This is a genomic window from Saccharopolyspora indica (genome assembly GCF_027853965.1).
GTDB classification, from domain to species: Bacteria; Actinomycetota; Actinomycetes; order Mycobacteriales; family Pseudonocardiaceae; genus Saccharopolyspora; species Saccharopolyspora indica.
Genome location: NZ_JAQGLB010000002.1, coordinates 612,067 through 625,873, shown reverse-complemented (window position 1 = coordinate 625,873; position 13,807 = coordinate 612,067). Strand labels below are relative to the sequence as shown.

Sequence of the window (13,807 nt, the reverse complement as noted above, 5' to 3'; positions counted from 1 at the left end):
CCCGATGGCGGGGTCCGCCGCGCACATCAACTATTCTGCGCGGGCCCCCATGTCAGCTACGCCGAAGGACGCGTGAAGTGGCGGGAATCCTGCCGAGCATGAAGTTGACCGGACCGAGCCCGATCGACGAACCGCGGCGGGACTCAGCGGTCCGCCTGCCGCTGCGCAACACCGTCGCCGAGCTGCTGCTGGGCACGGTCGTGGCCGTCGTGGTGAGCATGCTGCTGCAGTTCGCGGCCGCTCGCCTGAGCATCAGCGAACCCAGCTTCGCCCCCGAGGCGCTCGCCGCGGTGGGCAGCGGGCTGGTGCTGGCCGTGCTGTTCCTGGCGCTGGCGCTCGGCCACCGCCGCTCGCCGCGCTGGCTGCGGCTGTTCGGGACCTGGGTGTCGCTGAGCGCGTTCAGCACGCTCGCGCTGGCCATTCCGCTGCAGGCCACCAGGTTCTACTACGGCGGGTCCTCTGTGGACAACGGCTTCCGCATGCAGTACATGACGCGGATGGCCAGCACGCCCGGCCTGGCCGACATGAACTACGCCGACACCCCGCCCTACTACCCGGGCGGCTGGTTCTGGCTGGGCGGCCGGTTCGCCAACCTCCTCGGCTGGGAGGGCTGGGCCGCCTACAAGCCGTACGCGCTGACCTGGGTCGCGGTGAGCACCGTGGTGGCGTTCACGCTGTGGAGCGTGGTGGTGCGCCGCCGCATCGCGCTGCTGGCCGCGATCGCGACCGCGCTGGCCGGGATGCTGCACGGCGTCGAGGAGCCCTACGCCTGGCCGTCGGCCGCGTGGCTGGCGCCGGTGGCGGTGCTGGCCTGGCACGCGCTGCGGCGGCGCGGCCCCGCTCCCCGGTGGACGCTGGTGTGCATCGGCGGCTACGTCGGCTTCGCCTCGATCACCTACACCCTGCACTTCGGCTTCGCGGTGCTGATGATCGTGACGATGGCGGTGCTCATCGGCGCGTTCCGGGTGCACCAGGGCCAGCGGCTGTGGCCGACGGTGCGGCAGCTGTTCCTGCGGCTGCTGCCGATCGGGCTGGTCAGCCTGGTCATCGCGCTGGTCGGCTGGCTGCCCTACCTGCTGGCCACCAGCTTCCTGCTGAACAACCCGCGCAGCGCGGCGCTGCACTACCTGCCCGAGGACGGTGCCTTCCTGCCGGTGCCGATGATGCAGGGCACCGCGTTCGGCGTGCTGTGCCTGGCGGGTCTGGTGTGGCTGCTGGTGCGCTGCCGCCGCAACGAGGTCGCGGCGTCGATGCTCACCATCGTCATCGCGGTCTACTGCTGGTTCGTGCTCTCGACGGTGGCGCTCATCGCCAAGACCACGCTGCTGGCGTTCCGGCTGAACGTGATCCTCGACGTGGTGCTGGCGGTGGCCGGGGTGTTCGGCCTGCTGGAGCTGATCGGCTACCTGCGGCGCAAGTTCGACGCCCGGCACGCGCTGCAGATCAGCATGGTCGCCTGCGCGCTCGGGATGCTCGGCGCGATCACCATCAACCAGGGCGCGATGGGCGTCGCGCTGCAGGACTCGGTGCAGGCCGCCTACCAGGACTACTACCCCACCGGCGACAACGCGATGGGCCAGCGCGACCCGGAGAAGCTCGGCTCGTGGACCGACGAGGAGATCCGCGCGGTCGCCGAGCTCACCGGCCGCGCGCCGGAGCAGAACCTGCTGCTGAGCACCGACTACAAGCTGATGTCGTTCAAGCCCTACTGGGGCTTCCAGCAGGAGACGCCGCACTACGCCAACCCGCTCGGCGACTACGACGAGCGGGCCGCCGAGATCCACCGCTGGACCACCGCCAGGACCAGCGAGGAGTTCCTCGGCATGCTGCGCAGCAGCGCCTTCCGCACGCCCAACGTGTTCATCCTGTCCAACCCGGCGAGCCCGCACTCGGACGTGGAGCTGCCGGAGGGCGAGGAGGGCAAGCTGGTGCTGCAGCTCAAGGGCGACGCCTTCCCGCAGCTGCCGAACGTCCGCGACTACGACGTGTACTTCGACCCCGCGGTGTTCGACTCCCCCGAGTTCGTCCAGCGCGAGGTCGGCCCGTACACGGTGATCGCCCGGCGCTGAGCCGCGGTCAATTTCGTACGAAATTGACCATCACCCGGGGAGGCGTCAATTTCTCGCGAAATTGACGCCTCCCCGGGTGATGGGTGCGGTCCCGTCGGAATCGGCACCTCTGTGGCTCCGTTTCCGCTGGTCAGTACCCGTGAGTGCTTTGTGGTGCTATAGCCCCACAAACCGCTCACGGGTACTGAGCTGGTGAAACGGAGCCGATGGCGGTGCCGGCGCTCCGCTACACCGCCGCGGGCTGCGGGGTCGTGGTGCGGCGGAGCCGGTAGTTCAGGGCAGCCAGGGCCAGCGCGATCGACCACAGGGGCCAGAGCAGCATCGGCAGCCAGGCCATGGGGGCGGCCGAGAGGGCCGAGCCCGGGATGGCGGCGATGGTCAGGATCTCCTTGGCCGCCGTCATCACCAGCACCGACACCGACAGCGCGGCCACCACGGGGAAGTCGACGGGCACCTCGCGGCCCGCGAGCCGCGGCATCCAGCGCGGCCAGTGCTCGCCCCACGGCCGGATCAGCCCCCAGGTGAGCACCGCGCCGCCCGTCGCGGCCACCGCCAGGCCGAGCCCGGCGCCCTTGCCTGCCGGGTCCATCGGCACGGCGAAGCCCGGCACGTCCAGCACCATCAGGACGCGCGTCGCCGCGTAGACCAGCGGTGCGATCATGGCGATCCACGTCCACCGCGCGGTGCGGATCCGGGCCAGGTCGTGGGATCCGGCGCCACCCGGCACCTGCCGGGCCACCACCGTCCACAGCAGACTCGCGGCGGCCACCGCCATCGCCAGCTGCATCAGCAGCGGCACCGAGAGGTAGGCGGCGAGGTTGTCGACGTGGCCGGTCACGGCCGAGACGACCATGAACGGCAGGTACCCGATCGCCGCCAGCGCACCGGAATCCAGCAGCAGCGCGAACGCGCCGAGCGCGGCGATCCGGACCGCGGTGCCGAACCGCTCGCCGCGCACCACGGCAGCGGCGGTGATGAGCGCGCCGCACGCGATCATCGCCAGGTGCGCCGCGGGCTGCGGCAGGAAGGCCAACGAGCGCCCGGAGGTGACACCCGGTGCGGCCAGCGGGTTGGGCGCACCGACGGCCCAGCACACGAGCGGGATCACGAGCAGCGCCGAGCCGACGATTCCCGCCGCCCAGCGGGAGAAGCGGTGTTCCTCAGTTGCAGTCATGGCCGCAATGCTCGCCGGGAACCCCCGTGCCGGACCTCCTCCGCGACGGACCGATCACCTCCTCCTCGAGGAGGAGATCACCCCCGCACCACGCCGTTCTCGTAGGCCCAGATCACCGCGTGCAGGCGGTCCCGGACGCCGAGCTTGCGCAGGATGCTGCCCACGTGCGTCTTCACCGTGGTCTCCGCCAGGTGCAGGGTGGCGCCGATCTCGGCATTGGAGCAACCGCGCGCCAGCTCCACCAGCACGTCGCGCTCGCGCCCGGTCAGCGCCTCCCACCGCGGTTCCGGCGGCTGCGGCGCGGACCTGCGGGCCAGCTCCAGCAAGCTGCCGGTGGCGCGCGGGGAGACGATCGAATGACCCTCGTGCACGGTGCGCACCGCCGCCACGACCTCCTCGCCAGGGGTGTCCTTGGTCAGGAAGCCGCTGGCCCCGGCGCGCAGCGCGGCGAACAGGTTCTCGTCCAGGTCGAAGGTGGTGAGCACCAGCACCCGGGTGCCCGGCAGCTCGGCGGTGATCAGCTCGGTGGCCGCGATGCCGTCCAGGTCCGGCATCCGGATGTCCATCAGCACCACGTCCACCCGGTGCGCCCGGCACGCCGCCAGCGCCTCCCGCCCGGTCGCGACCTCGGCGACGCAGGTCAGGTCGTCGTGCAGCCCCAGCACGGTGGTCAGCGCCGAGCGGATGAGCTGCTGGTCGTCGGCGACCACCACGCGGATGGTCATCGCGGTGCTCCGGACAGGCCGAACCCGGCCCGCACCTCGGTTCCGCCGCCAGGTGCGCTGCGCACTTCGAAATCGCCTCCGATCTGCCGCATCCGCTCGGCCATCCCCGCGATGCCGAACCCACCGCCCGCGGCCTCCTCCGCCGAGGTGCCCGGACCGTCGTCCGAGACCGTCACGGTAAGCCGGTCCGCCGCCCAGTCCAGCAGCACCCGGCACGTCACCTCCGGCCCGACGTGCTTGAGCGCGTTGGTCACCGACTCCTGCACGATGCGGTAGACGGCGTGCCGCTGCGCGGTGCCGATCTCCCGCTCGGTCCCGCTGCTGACCAGCTCGACGTCGGCGCCCGCGCGGCGGAACGTGTCGACCAGCTCGGCGAGGTCGCCGTCCGCGGGCGCGGGCTCGTCGCCGGTGCGCAGCACGCCGAGCATGCTGCGCAGCTCCCCCATCGCCTGCCGTCCCACCTCGACCGCGGTGCCGATCATCGCCCGCGCCTTCTCCGGATCGCGGTCGAAGACCAGGCGGGCGGTGTCGGCCTGGGCCAGCACGACCGCCAGCGAGTGCGCGGCCACGTCGTGGATCTCGCGGGCGATCAGCCTGCGCTCCGCGGCGGTGGCCTCGCGCACCTGCTGCTCGCGCAGCAGCTCGGCCTGCGCCGCCCGCTCCTCCAGGGACCGCACGTAGGCCACCCGGATCCGCTGGTAGCGGCCCAGCGCCCAGGCCGCGAGCACCGATCCGAACGCCGCGGTCGCCAGCACCCCGGCGGTGCCCAGCGGATCGAACGGGAAGCCGATCACCCCGCGCACCACGCTGATTCCCGCGCCGAGCAGGCCGCAGGCGACCGGCAGCGCGGAGCGCTCGGTGTAGGCGACGGCCGCGTACAGCAGCACCGGGTGGATCAGCGAGAACGGCAGCAGGATCGGCGGAACGCCCTGCTCGCCGAGGTTCGGCAGCGCGACCAGCCCGAGCATCAGCGCCGAGCCGACGACGAACGCGCCCGTCGGCCGGATGCGGCGCACGGCCAGGCAGCCGGTGAGCCCGACCAGGATCGCGATCACCGCGGCCGCCACGACCGGATCCGCATCGCGCACCGTGGTCAGCGACGCCGCGCCGACGACCGCGCCGCACAGCACGGACACCGCGCCGTCGATGAGGAACCGGTGTTCCGCCGTTGAAGTCCGCACTGCGCCAACGTATCCGCCCGCAGGCGCGCCGACCTCCTCCTCGGGGACGAGGTCCACTGTGGTTTCCGGATTCGGCGGTGCCCGGTGTTCCCGGCCCGCGCATCGCGGTCGATGTTGCTGTACTGGGTCCACGGCGGAGGGGGTGCGATGAGTCTGGAGCAGTTGTACCTGGTGCTGCTGGTCGGCGGGCTCGTGCTCCTCACCGGCGCGGTGGCCGCGCTGCTCGCCACCCGGCTCGGGCTGCCCAGCCTGCTGCTGTACCTCGGACTGGGCGTGGTGCTCGGCGAGGACGTGCTCGGCATCGAGTTCCACGACACCGAGATCGTCCAGAGCCTGGGCACCGCGGCGCTGGCGGTCATCCTCGTCGAGGGCGGGCTGGCCACCCGGTGGTCCGACATCAAGCGGGTGATCACGCCCGCCGCGCTGCTGGCCACCGTGGGCGTCGGCATCAGCCTGGTGGTCACCGCGCTGGGCGCGCACCTGCTGCTGGGCATCGACTGGCAGTTATCGCTGCTGGTGGGGGCCATCGTGTCGTCCACCGACGCGGCGGCGGTGTTCTCCGTGCTGCGGGTGCTGCCGCTGCCGCGACGGCTCGCCGGGCTGCTGGAGGCCGAGTCCGGTTTCAACGATGCGCCGACGGTGATCCTGGTCCTGCTGTTCAGCACCGTCCCGCTGGAGTTCTCGCCGCTGGAGATCGCGCTGAACCTGGTCTACCAGCTGGCGGTCGGCGCGGTGATCGGGCTGGCCATCGGCTGGGGCGGCGCGCAGGTGCTGCCGAGGCTGGCGCTGCCCGCCGCCGGGCTGTACCCGGTGGCGACGTTCGGGCTCGGCGTGATCGCCTTCGCCGCCGGTGGCGCCGTGCACGCCAGCGGGTTCATCGCCGCCTACCTGGCGGGCCTGGCGCTGGCCAACACCGGCCGGCTGCCGCACCGCTCGGCGACGCGCTCGTTCGCCGAGGGGCTCGGCTGGCTGGCGCAGATCGGCCTGTTCGTGCTGCTCGGCCTGCTGGTCACGCCGAGCGAGCTGCCCGGTCAGGTGCTGCCCGCGCTCGCCATCGGGCTGGTGCTGCTGCTGGTGGCCCGGCCGCTGTCGGTCGTGCTGCCGCTGCTGGGGTTCGGCGTCCCGTGGCGGGAACAGGTGTTCCTGTCCTGGGCTGGCCTGCGCGGCGCGGTGCCCATCGTGCTGGCGACCTTCCCGATCGTGCGGGGCGTGCCGGGCAGCGATCGGATGCTGGACATCGTGTTCGTGCTGGTCGTGGTGTTCACCCTGGTGCAGGGGCCCAGCCTGCGCCCGCTGGCCCGGCTGCTGGGCATCATCCCGCGCGAAGCCACCCGGGAGATCCAGGTCGACTCGGTGCCGCTCAACGTCGTCGGCGCCGAACTGCTGACGATGACCGTGCCGCCGGGGTCGCGGCTGCACCACACGACGGTGGTCGAGCTGCGGTTGCCCGACCCGGCGGTGATCCCGCTGGTCGTGCGGCGCGGCCGCGCCTTCGTCCCGATGCCGGACACCTACCTGGAGATCGGCGACGAACTGCTCGTGGTCACCACCGTGGAGCACCGCGCGGCCGCGGAGCGCCGCCTGCGCGCCGTGAGCCGCCGCGGCAAGCTCGCGCGCTGGTTCGGCGAGCGCGGCGACCCGGACTGAGCTGACCCGGGCTGAGTTTGCCATGGCGTTCGGTCTCACGAGTCCCGTGAGCGTTTTGGGGGGCTATGACACCCCAAAGCGCTCACGGGTCACGACCAGCGGAAACGGACCCCGGTCAGCGCCCGGCCGGGTGGACCGGGAAGGCGCGCAGGCCGTGGATCAGGGTGCTGAAGCGCCACTGCACGTCGTCCAGCGGCCCCGCCGCGGCGAGGTTCGGGAACCGCTCGACGAGGCCGCGCAGCGCGGTGTGCGCCTCCAGGCGGGCCAGCTGCGCGCCCAGGCAGAAGTGGATCCCGTGGCCGAAGGCCACGTGCCCGTGCGCGTCGCGGCCGATGTCGAACCGGTCCGGCTCGGGGAACTGCTCCGGGTCGCGGTTGGCCGCGGCCAGCCCGACCCACACGATCTGCTTGGCCGGGATCTCCACGCCGCCGATCGTCATCGGCTCGGCGGTGAACCGGAAGGTCCCGTGCATCACCGGCCCGTCGAAGCGCAGCATCTCCTCCACCGCGCCGGTCACCAGCTCCGGATCGGCCCGCAGCGCAGCCCACTGCTCGGGGTTGCGCAGCAGGTGCAGCACCCCGTTGGCGATCAGGTTGACCGTCGTCTCGTGCCCCGCCACCAGCAGCAGGAACACCATCGCGATCAGTTCCTTGTCGCTGAGCCGGTCCTGGTCCTCGGTGGCGTCGACCAGCGCGGTGAGCAGGTCGTCGCCCGGTTCCCGGCGCTTGACCTCGATGAGTTCGGCGAGGTACTGCGACATCTCCGCCGCCGCGACCGCCGCTTCCTCGCGGTCGGAGGCGTCCAGCAGCACGTTCGTCCAGGCGCGGAAGGCGTCCCGGCGGCTCTCGTCGACGCCGAGCAGCTCGGAGATGACCTGGATCGGCAGCGGGAACGCGAACGAGTCCAGCAGGTCCACTTCGGACTGCCCCGCCATGTCGTCGAGCAGCCGCTCGGTGATCTGCTCGACGCGCGGGCGCAGCGCCTCCACCCGGCGGCTGGTGAAGGCCTTGACCACCAGCTTGCGCAGCCGGGTGTGGTCCGGCGGATCCATGTTGAGCATGTGCGAGGCCAGCGAGTCCTCGAACTCGCGGCCGCCGGAGTCCGGCAGCAGGTTCGCCGCGATCACCTCCTGGATGCGGGTGACCTCCTTGCACAGCCGGGGGTCGGCCAGCGCGGCGCGGACGTCGTCGTAGCGGGTGATCACCCAGACCGACAGGCCGTGCGGGGTGGCCATCCGCTGCACGGGTGTGGCGTCGCGGATCTCGGCGTACCGCGCGTGCAGGTCCTGCACGAAAGCGGCGTCGAAGACGGGAACTTCGGTGTGTGCCTCGGTGGTGGACATCGGATTCCTTCGCACTAGGCAGTGGGCCCCTGCCACCCAGTGAACTCCGTTAACCACGACCTGTCACACGAAGCTGAGAGCCCCCTCAGCGCCGCCGCAGGAACGAACGCATAACGCCCCCTACTGTTCTCCCGGCCGATCGGTGAGGATGCTGCCAACGAGCGAGCGGAGGAGCCCGAAGTGGTCGACCACGACGCAGCAATCGCGGCGGCACTCGCCGAACTCGACCTGGACGCCAAGGCCCGGCTGCTCGCCGGCCAGGGCATGTGGTCGTTGCCCGCGCTGCCCGAGATCGGCCTGGCACCGCTGGTGATGTCCGACGGGCCGGTCGGGGTGCGCGGCGTGCGCTGGACCGCGAGCGATCCCTCGATCGCCCTGCCCAGCCCCACCGCGCTGGCCGCCACCTGGGACCCGGAGCTGGCCCGGCGCGCCGGGCACCTGCTCGCCCAGGAAGCGCGGCGCAAGGGCGTGCACGTGCTGCTCGCGCCCACGGTGAACCTGCACCGCTCGCCGCTGGGCGGGCGGCACTTCGAGTGCTACTCCGAGGACCCGCACCTGACCGGCGAGATCGGCACCGGCTACGTGCGCGGCGTGCAGGAGGGCGGCGTCGGCACCACGGTCAAGCACTTCGTCGCCAACGACGCGGAGACCGAGCGCTTCACGGTCGACAACATCGTCGGCGAGCGGGCGCTGCGCGAGCTCTACCTGGCGCCGTTCGAGGCGATCGTCACGCGGGCCCGCCCGTGGGGCGTGATGGCCGCCTACAACTCGGTCAACGGCCCGACGATGACCGAGCACGCCCGGCTGCAGAACGAGGTCCTGCGCGGGGAGTGGGGCTTCGACGGCTGCATCGTCTCCGACTGGTTCGCCGCCCGGCACACCGCGCGGGCCGTCCGGGGCGGCCTGGACATCGCCATGCCCGGGCCCCGCACGGTCTACGGCGAGGCGCTGGCCGCGGCGGTCCGCGCCGGTGAGGTCGACGAGTCCGTTGTGGACGGTGCGGTGCGCAACGTCCTGCGGCTGGCCGCCCGCGTCGGGGCGCTGGCGGGCGTCCCGGCGGCGGTGCCGCCCGAGCAGCGGCCCGACCGGATCGACGGGCACGCGCTCGCGCGGGAGATCGCCGGTCGCGCTTTCGTCCTGGTCCGCAATGAGAACCGCGCGCTGCCGCTCGATCCGGCGGCCGACGTCGCCGTGATCGGCCGCGCGGCCCGCGACGCCCGGGTGCTCGGCGGCGGTTCGGCGCAGGTGTTCCCCGACCGCGTCGTCTCGCCGCTCGACGGGCTGCGCGCCGCGCTGCCCGACGTGACCTTCGCCGTCGGCACCGAGATCAACGACGAACTGGCGGCCGCCGGAGCGGGTTTCGCCCTGCGCGCGGTGGTGCGCGACGCGGGCGGCCGGGTCCTCGGCGAAGAGGCGCTGCCCAACGGCATGGTGCAGTGGCACGGGGACTTCCCCGAAGGCGTGCGCTACGACGAGCTGCACAGCGTCGAGATCACCGGCACGTTCACGCCGCAGGACAGCGGCCCGCACACCTTCGGCAGCAAGGGGCTGGGCGGGTTCGTGCTCACCGTCGCCGGTGCGGTCGTCTTCGACGGCGAGCACTCGGCCGACGGCCGCGATCCGTTCGACGTGTTCTTCGAGGCCCCGGTGCCGCGCGCCGAAGTCGAGCTCACCGCCGGCGTCGCGGTCGAGGTCAGCCTGCTCAACGTCGTGCCCAAGACCACCGCGTCGCTGGACTCGATCGCGCTCGGCCTCGCCCACCGCGGCCCGCAGCGCGACGCCGACGAGCTCCTCGACGAGGCCGTCGCCGCCGCGCGGGCGGCCGGGACGGCGATCGTCGTGGTCGCCACCACCGACCGGGTGGAGAGCGAGGGCTTCGACCGCACGAGCCTGCGGCTGCCCGGCAGGCAGGACGAGCTGGTGCGGCGGGTGGCGGCGGTGAACCCGAACACCGTCGTGGTGGTCAACTCGGGCTCGCCGGTGGAGATGCCCTGGCGGGACGACGTCGCGGCCGTCCTGCTCAGCTGGTTCCCCGGGCAGGAGGCCGGTGCTGCCCTCGCCGACGTCCTCCTCGGCGTCGAGGAACCGGGCGGGCGGCTGCCCACCACCTGGCCGGCCCGCCTGGAGGACGCACCGGTCACCCGGGTGGCGCCGACCGACGGCGAACTGCACTACGACGAAGGCGTTTTCATCGGCTACCGGGCCTGGCAGCGAGCCGGAACGGCTCCGGCGTACTGCTTCGGCCACGGCCTCGGGTACACCGGCTGGCACTACGAATCCGCCGAGCTCACCGCACCGGAAGGCCCGGACGAGCTGGCCAGGATCACCGTGCGCGTGCGCAACACCGGCGACCGCGCCGGACGCGAAGTGGTCCAGGTCTACCTGGCGGTCCCGGAGGCGGACGCCGTCGAACGTCCTGCCCGCCGTCTCGCCGGTTTCGCCTCGGTGACCGCGGAACCCGGCGCGACCGCCGAAGCGACCATCGCGATGCCCCGCCGCGCGGCCGAGATCTGGGACGGCACCTGGCGCCTGATCCCGGGCACCTACACGGCGGAAACCGGCCGCAGCCTCGACGACCTCCGCCTGCGCACCCCCGTCGAAGCGACCTGACGAACCGCCCCGGCCGCCATCACCCGGCCACGCGTCAATTTCGTACGAAATTGACCGTCACCCGGGTGACGGATCAGCCCCGGACGTCGTGGCGGAGCGATTCGGTGGCGTGCTCGCGGAAGCGCCGCGCCGCGAGCGAGAGGTAGCCGTGGCGGCGCCACGCGAAGGACAGGGTGCGGTAGCAGTCCGGCGCGTCGATCCGCACGAACGACACCATCGCCAGCTCGTGCCTGCTGGCCATCTCCGGGATGAGCCCCACGCCCAGGCCGAGGCTGATCAGGAACGTGGTCGCCGCCAGCTCGTTGCCCTCGCAGACGACGTTCGGGCGCAGGCCCGCGGTGGCGAACAGCCGGTCGGTCAGTTCGCGCTGCCAGAACTCGCCGTTGGTGGTGATCACCGGTTCACCGGCGAGTTCGGCGATGCCCACGCTCGTCCGCGAGGCCAGCCGGTGGCCGACCGGGACCGCCAGCAACGCCTCCTCGCGCAGCACCTCCGCCGTCTCCAGATCCGGGTCGTCGACCTGCTGCGACGCCAGGCAGAGGTCGACTTCGCCCCGCCGCAACCGCTGCAGCATCTCCACTCCCGACGACTGGGAGATCCGCACGTCGGCGTCCGGGTGCTCGGCGCGGAAGGCGACGAGCGCCGAGGCCAGCGTCAGCAGCGTCTCGGAGGCGACCGAGACGCTGCCGCGCACCGGTCCGGCCGCGTCGGAGAGCTCCTGCCTGCCGTCGTCGAGCTCGGTCAGCGCCCGGTCCACCCGGGTCAGGAAGGCCGCGCCGTAGCTGTTCAGCCGGATCTGGCGGCCCTGCCGGTCGAACAGCGGGACGCCGAGCTCCTTCTCCAGCCGCGCGATGGTGCGCGACAGGGACGGTTGGGACACCCGCAGCTCGGCGGCGGCCCGGCTGATGTGCTCGTGGCGCGCGACGGTCTGGAAATAGCGCAGCGGCAGCAGATCCATGCGCCCATCATGCCTCCAGGGGCATGAGTTCATCGCAGAATTGGTCTTGGAAGGCATCGAAAACCGGATCTACCGTCGCGATCGGGAACAAAGATCTCCAGGAAGCGACAATGGAACCGTCCACTTCGGCCGCACCGGCCAAACCCGCACGCAACAAGGAACGTCCGGCACTGGTCGCGCTCCGCGCCGTCGCCACGGCGCACGCGATCGCGATCTTCGGCCAACCCGTGTTCGCGGGCGTCCTCCTCAGCGGCGACTACGACATGCTGCACGTCCACGCCGTGGGCGCGGACGTCGTGTACTACCTCTGCATGGCCCAGCTGGCGGCCGCGATCTTCCTCTGGGTGCGAGGCGGCCCGCGCTGGCCGAGCGCGGTGACCGGGCTGATCCTGCTCGGCGAGACCGGCCAGTACTTCGCCGGGCTGTTCGGCGCGCTCGACGTGCACTTCCCGCTCGGCGTCGCGCTGATCGCCCTGACCACGACCGCGCTGGTCGCGCTCTGGCGGCCGAGCGCCCTGGGAGTCGCGCGATGATGGGACGCCGCCGCTTCCTCGGCCTGACCGGCGGCGCCGGGCTCGTGCTCGCTGCGAGCCTGGGCGGCCCGCAGCTGCTCCCCCGGCGGACCTCGGCGGGCGCGATGCTGCGCAGCGCGGTGCCGCTGCCCGCGCCGTTCCAGCTCCCGCTGGTGATCCCGCCCGTGCTGGAACCCGCCGCGCGGGACGCCGATGCCGACCGCTACGAGATCACCGCTCGCGAAGCCACGGCGGAGATCCTGCCCGGCCTGCGCACGCCGATCTGGGGCTACGAAGGCGTTTTCCCCGGCCCCACCATCGAATCCCGGCGCGGCCGCACCGCGATCGTCCGCCACCGCAACGAGCTCCCGGTGCCGACGGTGGCGCACCTGCACGGCGGGCACACCCCGCCCGAATCCGACGGCTACCCGACCGACCTGGTCCTGCCGACGCGCGGCTGGAACCACGGCCACCACGGCATGCACGACCCGCGAGCCGTGATCACGCGCGGCACCCGCGACTACACCTATCCGCTGGACCAGCGCGCCGCGCTGCTCTGGTACCACGACCACCGGATGGACTTCACCGGCCCGGCCGTGTACCGGGGCCTGGCCGGGCTGCACGTCGTCCGCGACGACGAGGAGGACGCCCTGCCGCTCCCGCGCGGCGACCGCGAGATCCCGCTGCTGATCACCGACCGGGCCTTCGCCGCGGACGGCTCGTTCGACTACCCCTCGCTGGATCCGACGCTGACCACCGCGCCCGGTGTGACCGACACCTATGCGGCAGGCGTGCTCGGCGATGTCGTCCTGGTCAACGGCGTGCCGTGGCCGGTGCACGAGGTGTCCGCGACCCGCCACCGGCTGCGCGTGCTCAACGGCTCCAACGCCCGCCGCTACGAGCTCGCCCTGGACCCGCCACCGCCGGACGGCCCGGCGTTCGTGCAGATCGGCTCGGACGGCGGCCTGCTGAGCTCACCTGTCGGCCACGAGAGCATCACGCTGGCCTCCGCGGAACGCCATGACGTGATCGTCGACTTCGGCCGCTACCCGGTGGGCACCGAGGTCACCGTGGTGAACCGGCTCGGCACCGGGCCGACCGCGCAGGTGATGCGGTTCCGCATCGCCCGCCGCGGAACCGAGGACTCCGCCATCCCGTCACGACTGTCCGAAGTGGAATCGCTGCGCCGCGAACAAGCCGTGGTGACCAGGGATTTCAGCTTCCGCAGCGGTCATCACGGCGATCGCCGGGGCTGGCTGATCGGCGGCAGGCCGTTCGACACGGGCTACGTGGCGGCGCGGCCGCGCCTCGGCGACGTCGAGATCTGGCGCTTCGTCGCGGACCTGCACCACCCGATCCACCTGCACCTGGCCAACTTCCAGGTCCTGTCCCGGGGCAACCGCGAACCGCGCCCGCTCGACGCGGGCTGGAAGGACACGGTCGACCTGGAGCCGGGCGAAGCGGTCGAGGTGATCACGCGCTTCGAGAGCTACCGCGGCCGCTTCGTCTTCCACTGCCACAACGCCGAGCACGAGGACATGGGCATGATGGCCACCTTCGAGACGGTGTGACACCCGTGAGCGCTTCGG

10 protein-coding genes are annotated in these 13,807 nt (G+C 72.3%); 5 read left to right on the top strand and 5 right to left on the bottom strand.

The features are described 5' to 3' along the window. The first annotated feature begins 98 nt into the window (after positions 1 to 98). Entirely contained in the window at positions 99 to 2,069 is a 1,971-nt protein-coding gene (locus tag OU416_RS06775) for an arabinofuranosyltransferase (RefSeq protein ID WP_270925943.1), read from the top strand. 226 nt (positions 2,070 to 2,295) lie between these two features. Here OU416_RS06775 and OU416_RS06770 read toward each other — a convergent pair whose 3' ends face one another. The 3 genes from OU416_RS06770 to OU416_RS06760 form a co-directional block, all read right to left on the bottom strand. After that, positions 2,296 to 3,243 (bottom strand): hypothetical protein, encoded by a 948-nt coding sequence (locus OU416_RS06770; protein WP_270925942.1) that lies wholly within the window; start codon positions 3,241 to 3,243, stop codon positions 2,296 to 2,298. 77 nt (positions 3,244 to 3,320) lie between these two features. Then, positions 3,321 to 3,968, bottom strand: a complete 648-nt coding sequence (locus OU416_RS06765; RefSeq protein ID WP_270925941.1) for a response regulator transcription factor — start codon at positions 3,966 to 3,968, stop codon at positions 3,321 to 3,323. Then, positions 3,965 to 5,149 carry a sensor histidine kinase gene (locus OU416_RS06760; RefSeq protein WP_270925940.1) on the bottom strand — a complete coding sequence of 395 codons (1,185 nt, stop codon included), beginning with the start codon at positions 5,147 to 5,149 and terminating at the stop codon, positions 3,965 to 3,967. Before OU416_RS06760 ends, OU416_RS06765 begins: the two co-directional genes overlap by 4 nt. 153 nt (positions 5,150 to 5,302) lie before the next feature. Between OU416_RS06760 and OU416_RS06755 the strand changes: the two genes are divergently transcribed. After that, a complete protein-coding gene (locus OU416_RS06755; protein WP_270926090.1) occupies positions 5,303 to 6,796 on the top strand; it encodes a potassium/proton antiporter in 1,494 nt (497 codons plus the stop codon). 115 nt (positions 6,797 to 6,911) lie between these two features. Here OU416_RS06755 and OU416_RS06750 read toward each other — a convergent pair whose 3' ends face one another. Further along, complete coding sequence (locus OU416_RS06750) at positions 6,912 to 8,138, bottom strand: cytochrome P450 family protein (protein WP_270925939.1); 1,227 nt, start codon at positions 8,136 to 8,138, stop codon at positions 6,912 to 6,914. 180 nt (positions 8,139 to 8,318) lie between these two features. Here OU416_RS06750 and OU416_RS06745 point away from each other — a divergent pair, with 180 nt between their 5' ends. Continuing rightward, a complete protein-coding gene (locus OU416_RS06745; RefSeq protein ID WP_270925938.1) occupies positions 8,319 to 10,748 on the top strand; it encodes a beta-glucosidase H in 2,430 nt (809 codons plus the stop codon). A gap of 73 nt (positions 10,749 to 10,821) precedes the next feature. Here OU416_RS06745 and OU416_RS06740 read toward each other — a convergent pair whose 3' ends face one another. Further along, positions 10,822 to 11,706, bottom strand: coding sequence for a LysR family transcriptional regulator (locus OU416_RS06740; RefSeq protein WP_270925937.1), 885 nt, complete (start codon positions 11,704 to 11,706; stop codon positions 10,822 to 10,824). A gap of 110 nt (positions 11,707 to 11,816) precedes the next feature. Here OU416_RS06740 and OU416_RS06735 point away from each other — a divergent pair, with 110 nt between their 5' ends. Together OU416_RS06735 and OU416_RS06730 are read left to right on the top strand one after the other, a co-directional pair. Further along, on the top strand, positions 11,817 to 12,239 hold the full coding sequence (locus OU416_RS06735) for a hypothetical protein (RefSeq protein ID WP_270925936.1): 423 nt from the start codon (positions 11,817 to 11,819) through the stop codon (positions 12,237 to 12,239). Beyond that, positions 12,236 to 13,789, top strand: coding sequence for a multicopper oxidase family protein (locus tag OU416_RS06730; protein WP_270925935.1), 1,554 nt, complete (start codon positions 12,236 to 12,238; stop codon positions 13,787 to 13,789). The genes OU416_RS06735 and OU416_RS06730 overlap by 4 nt, the downstream gene beginning before the upstream one ends. Positions 13,790 to 13,807: the final 18 nt, after the last annotated feature.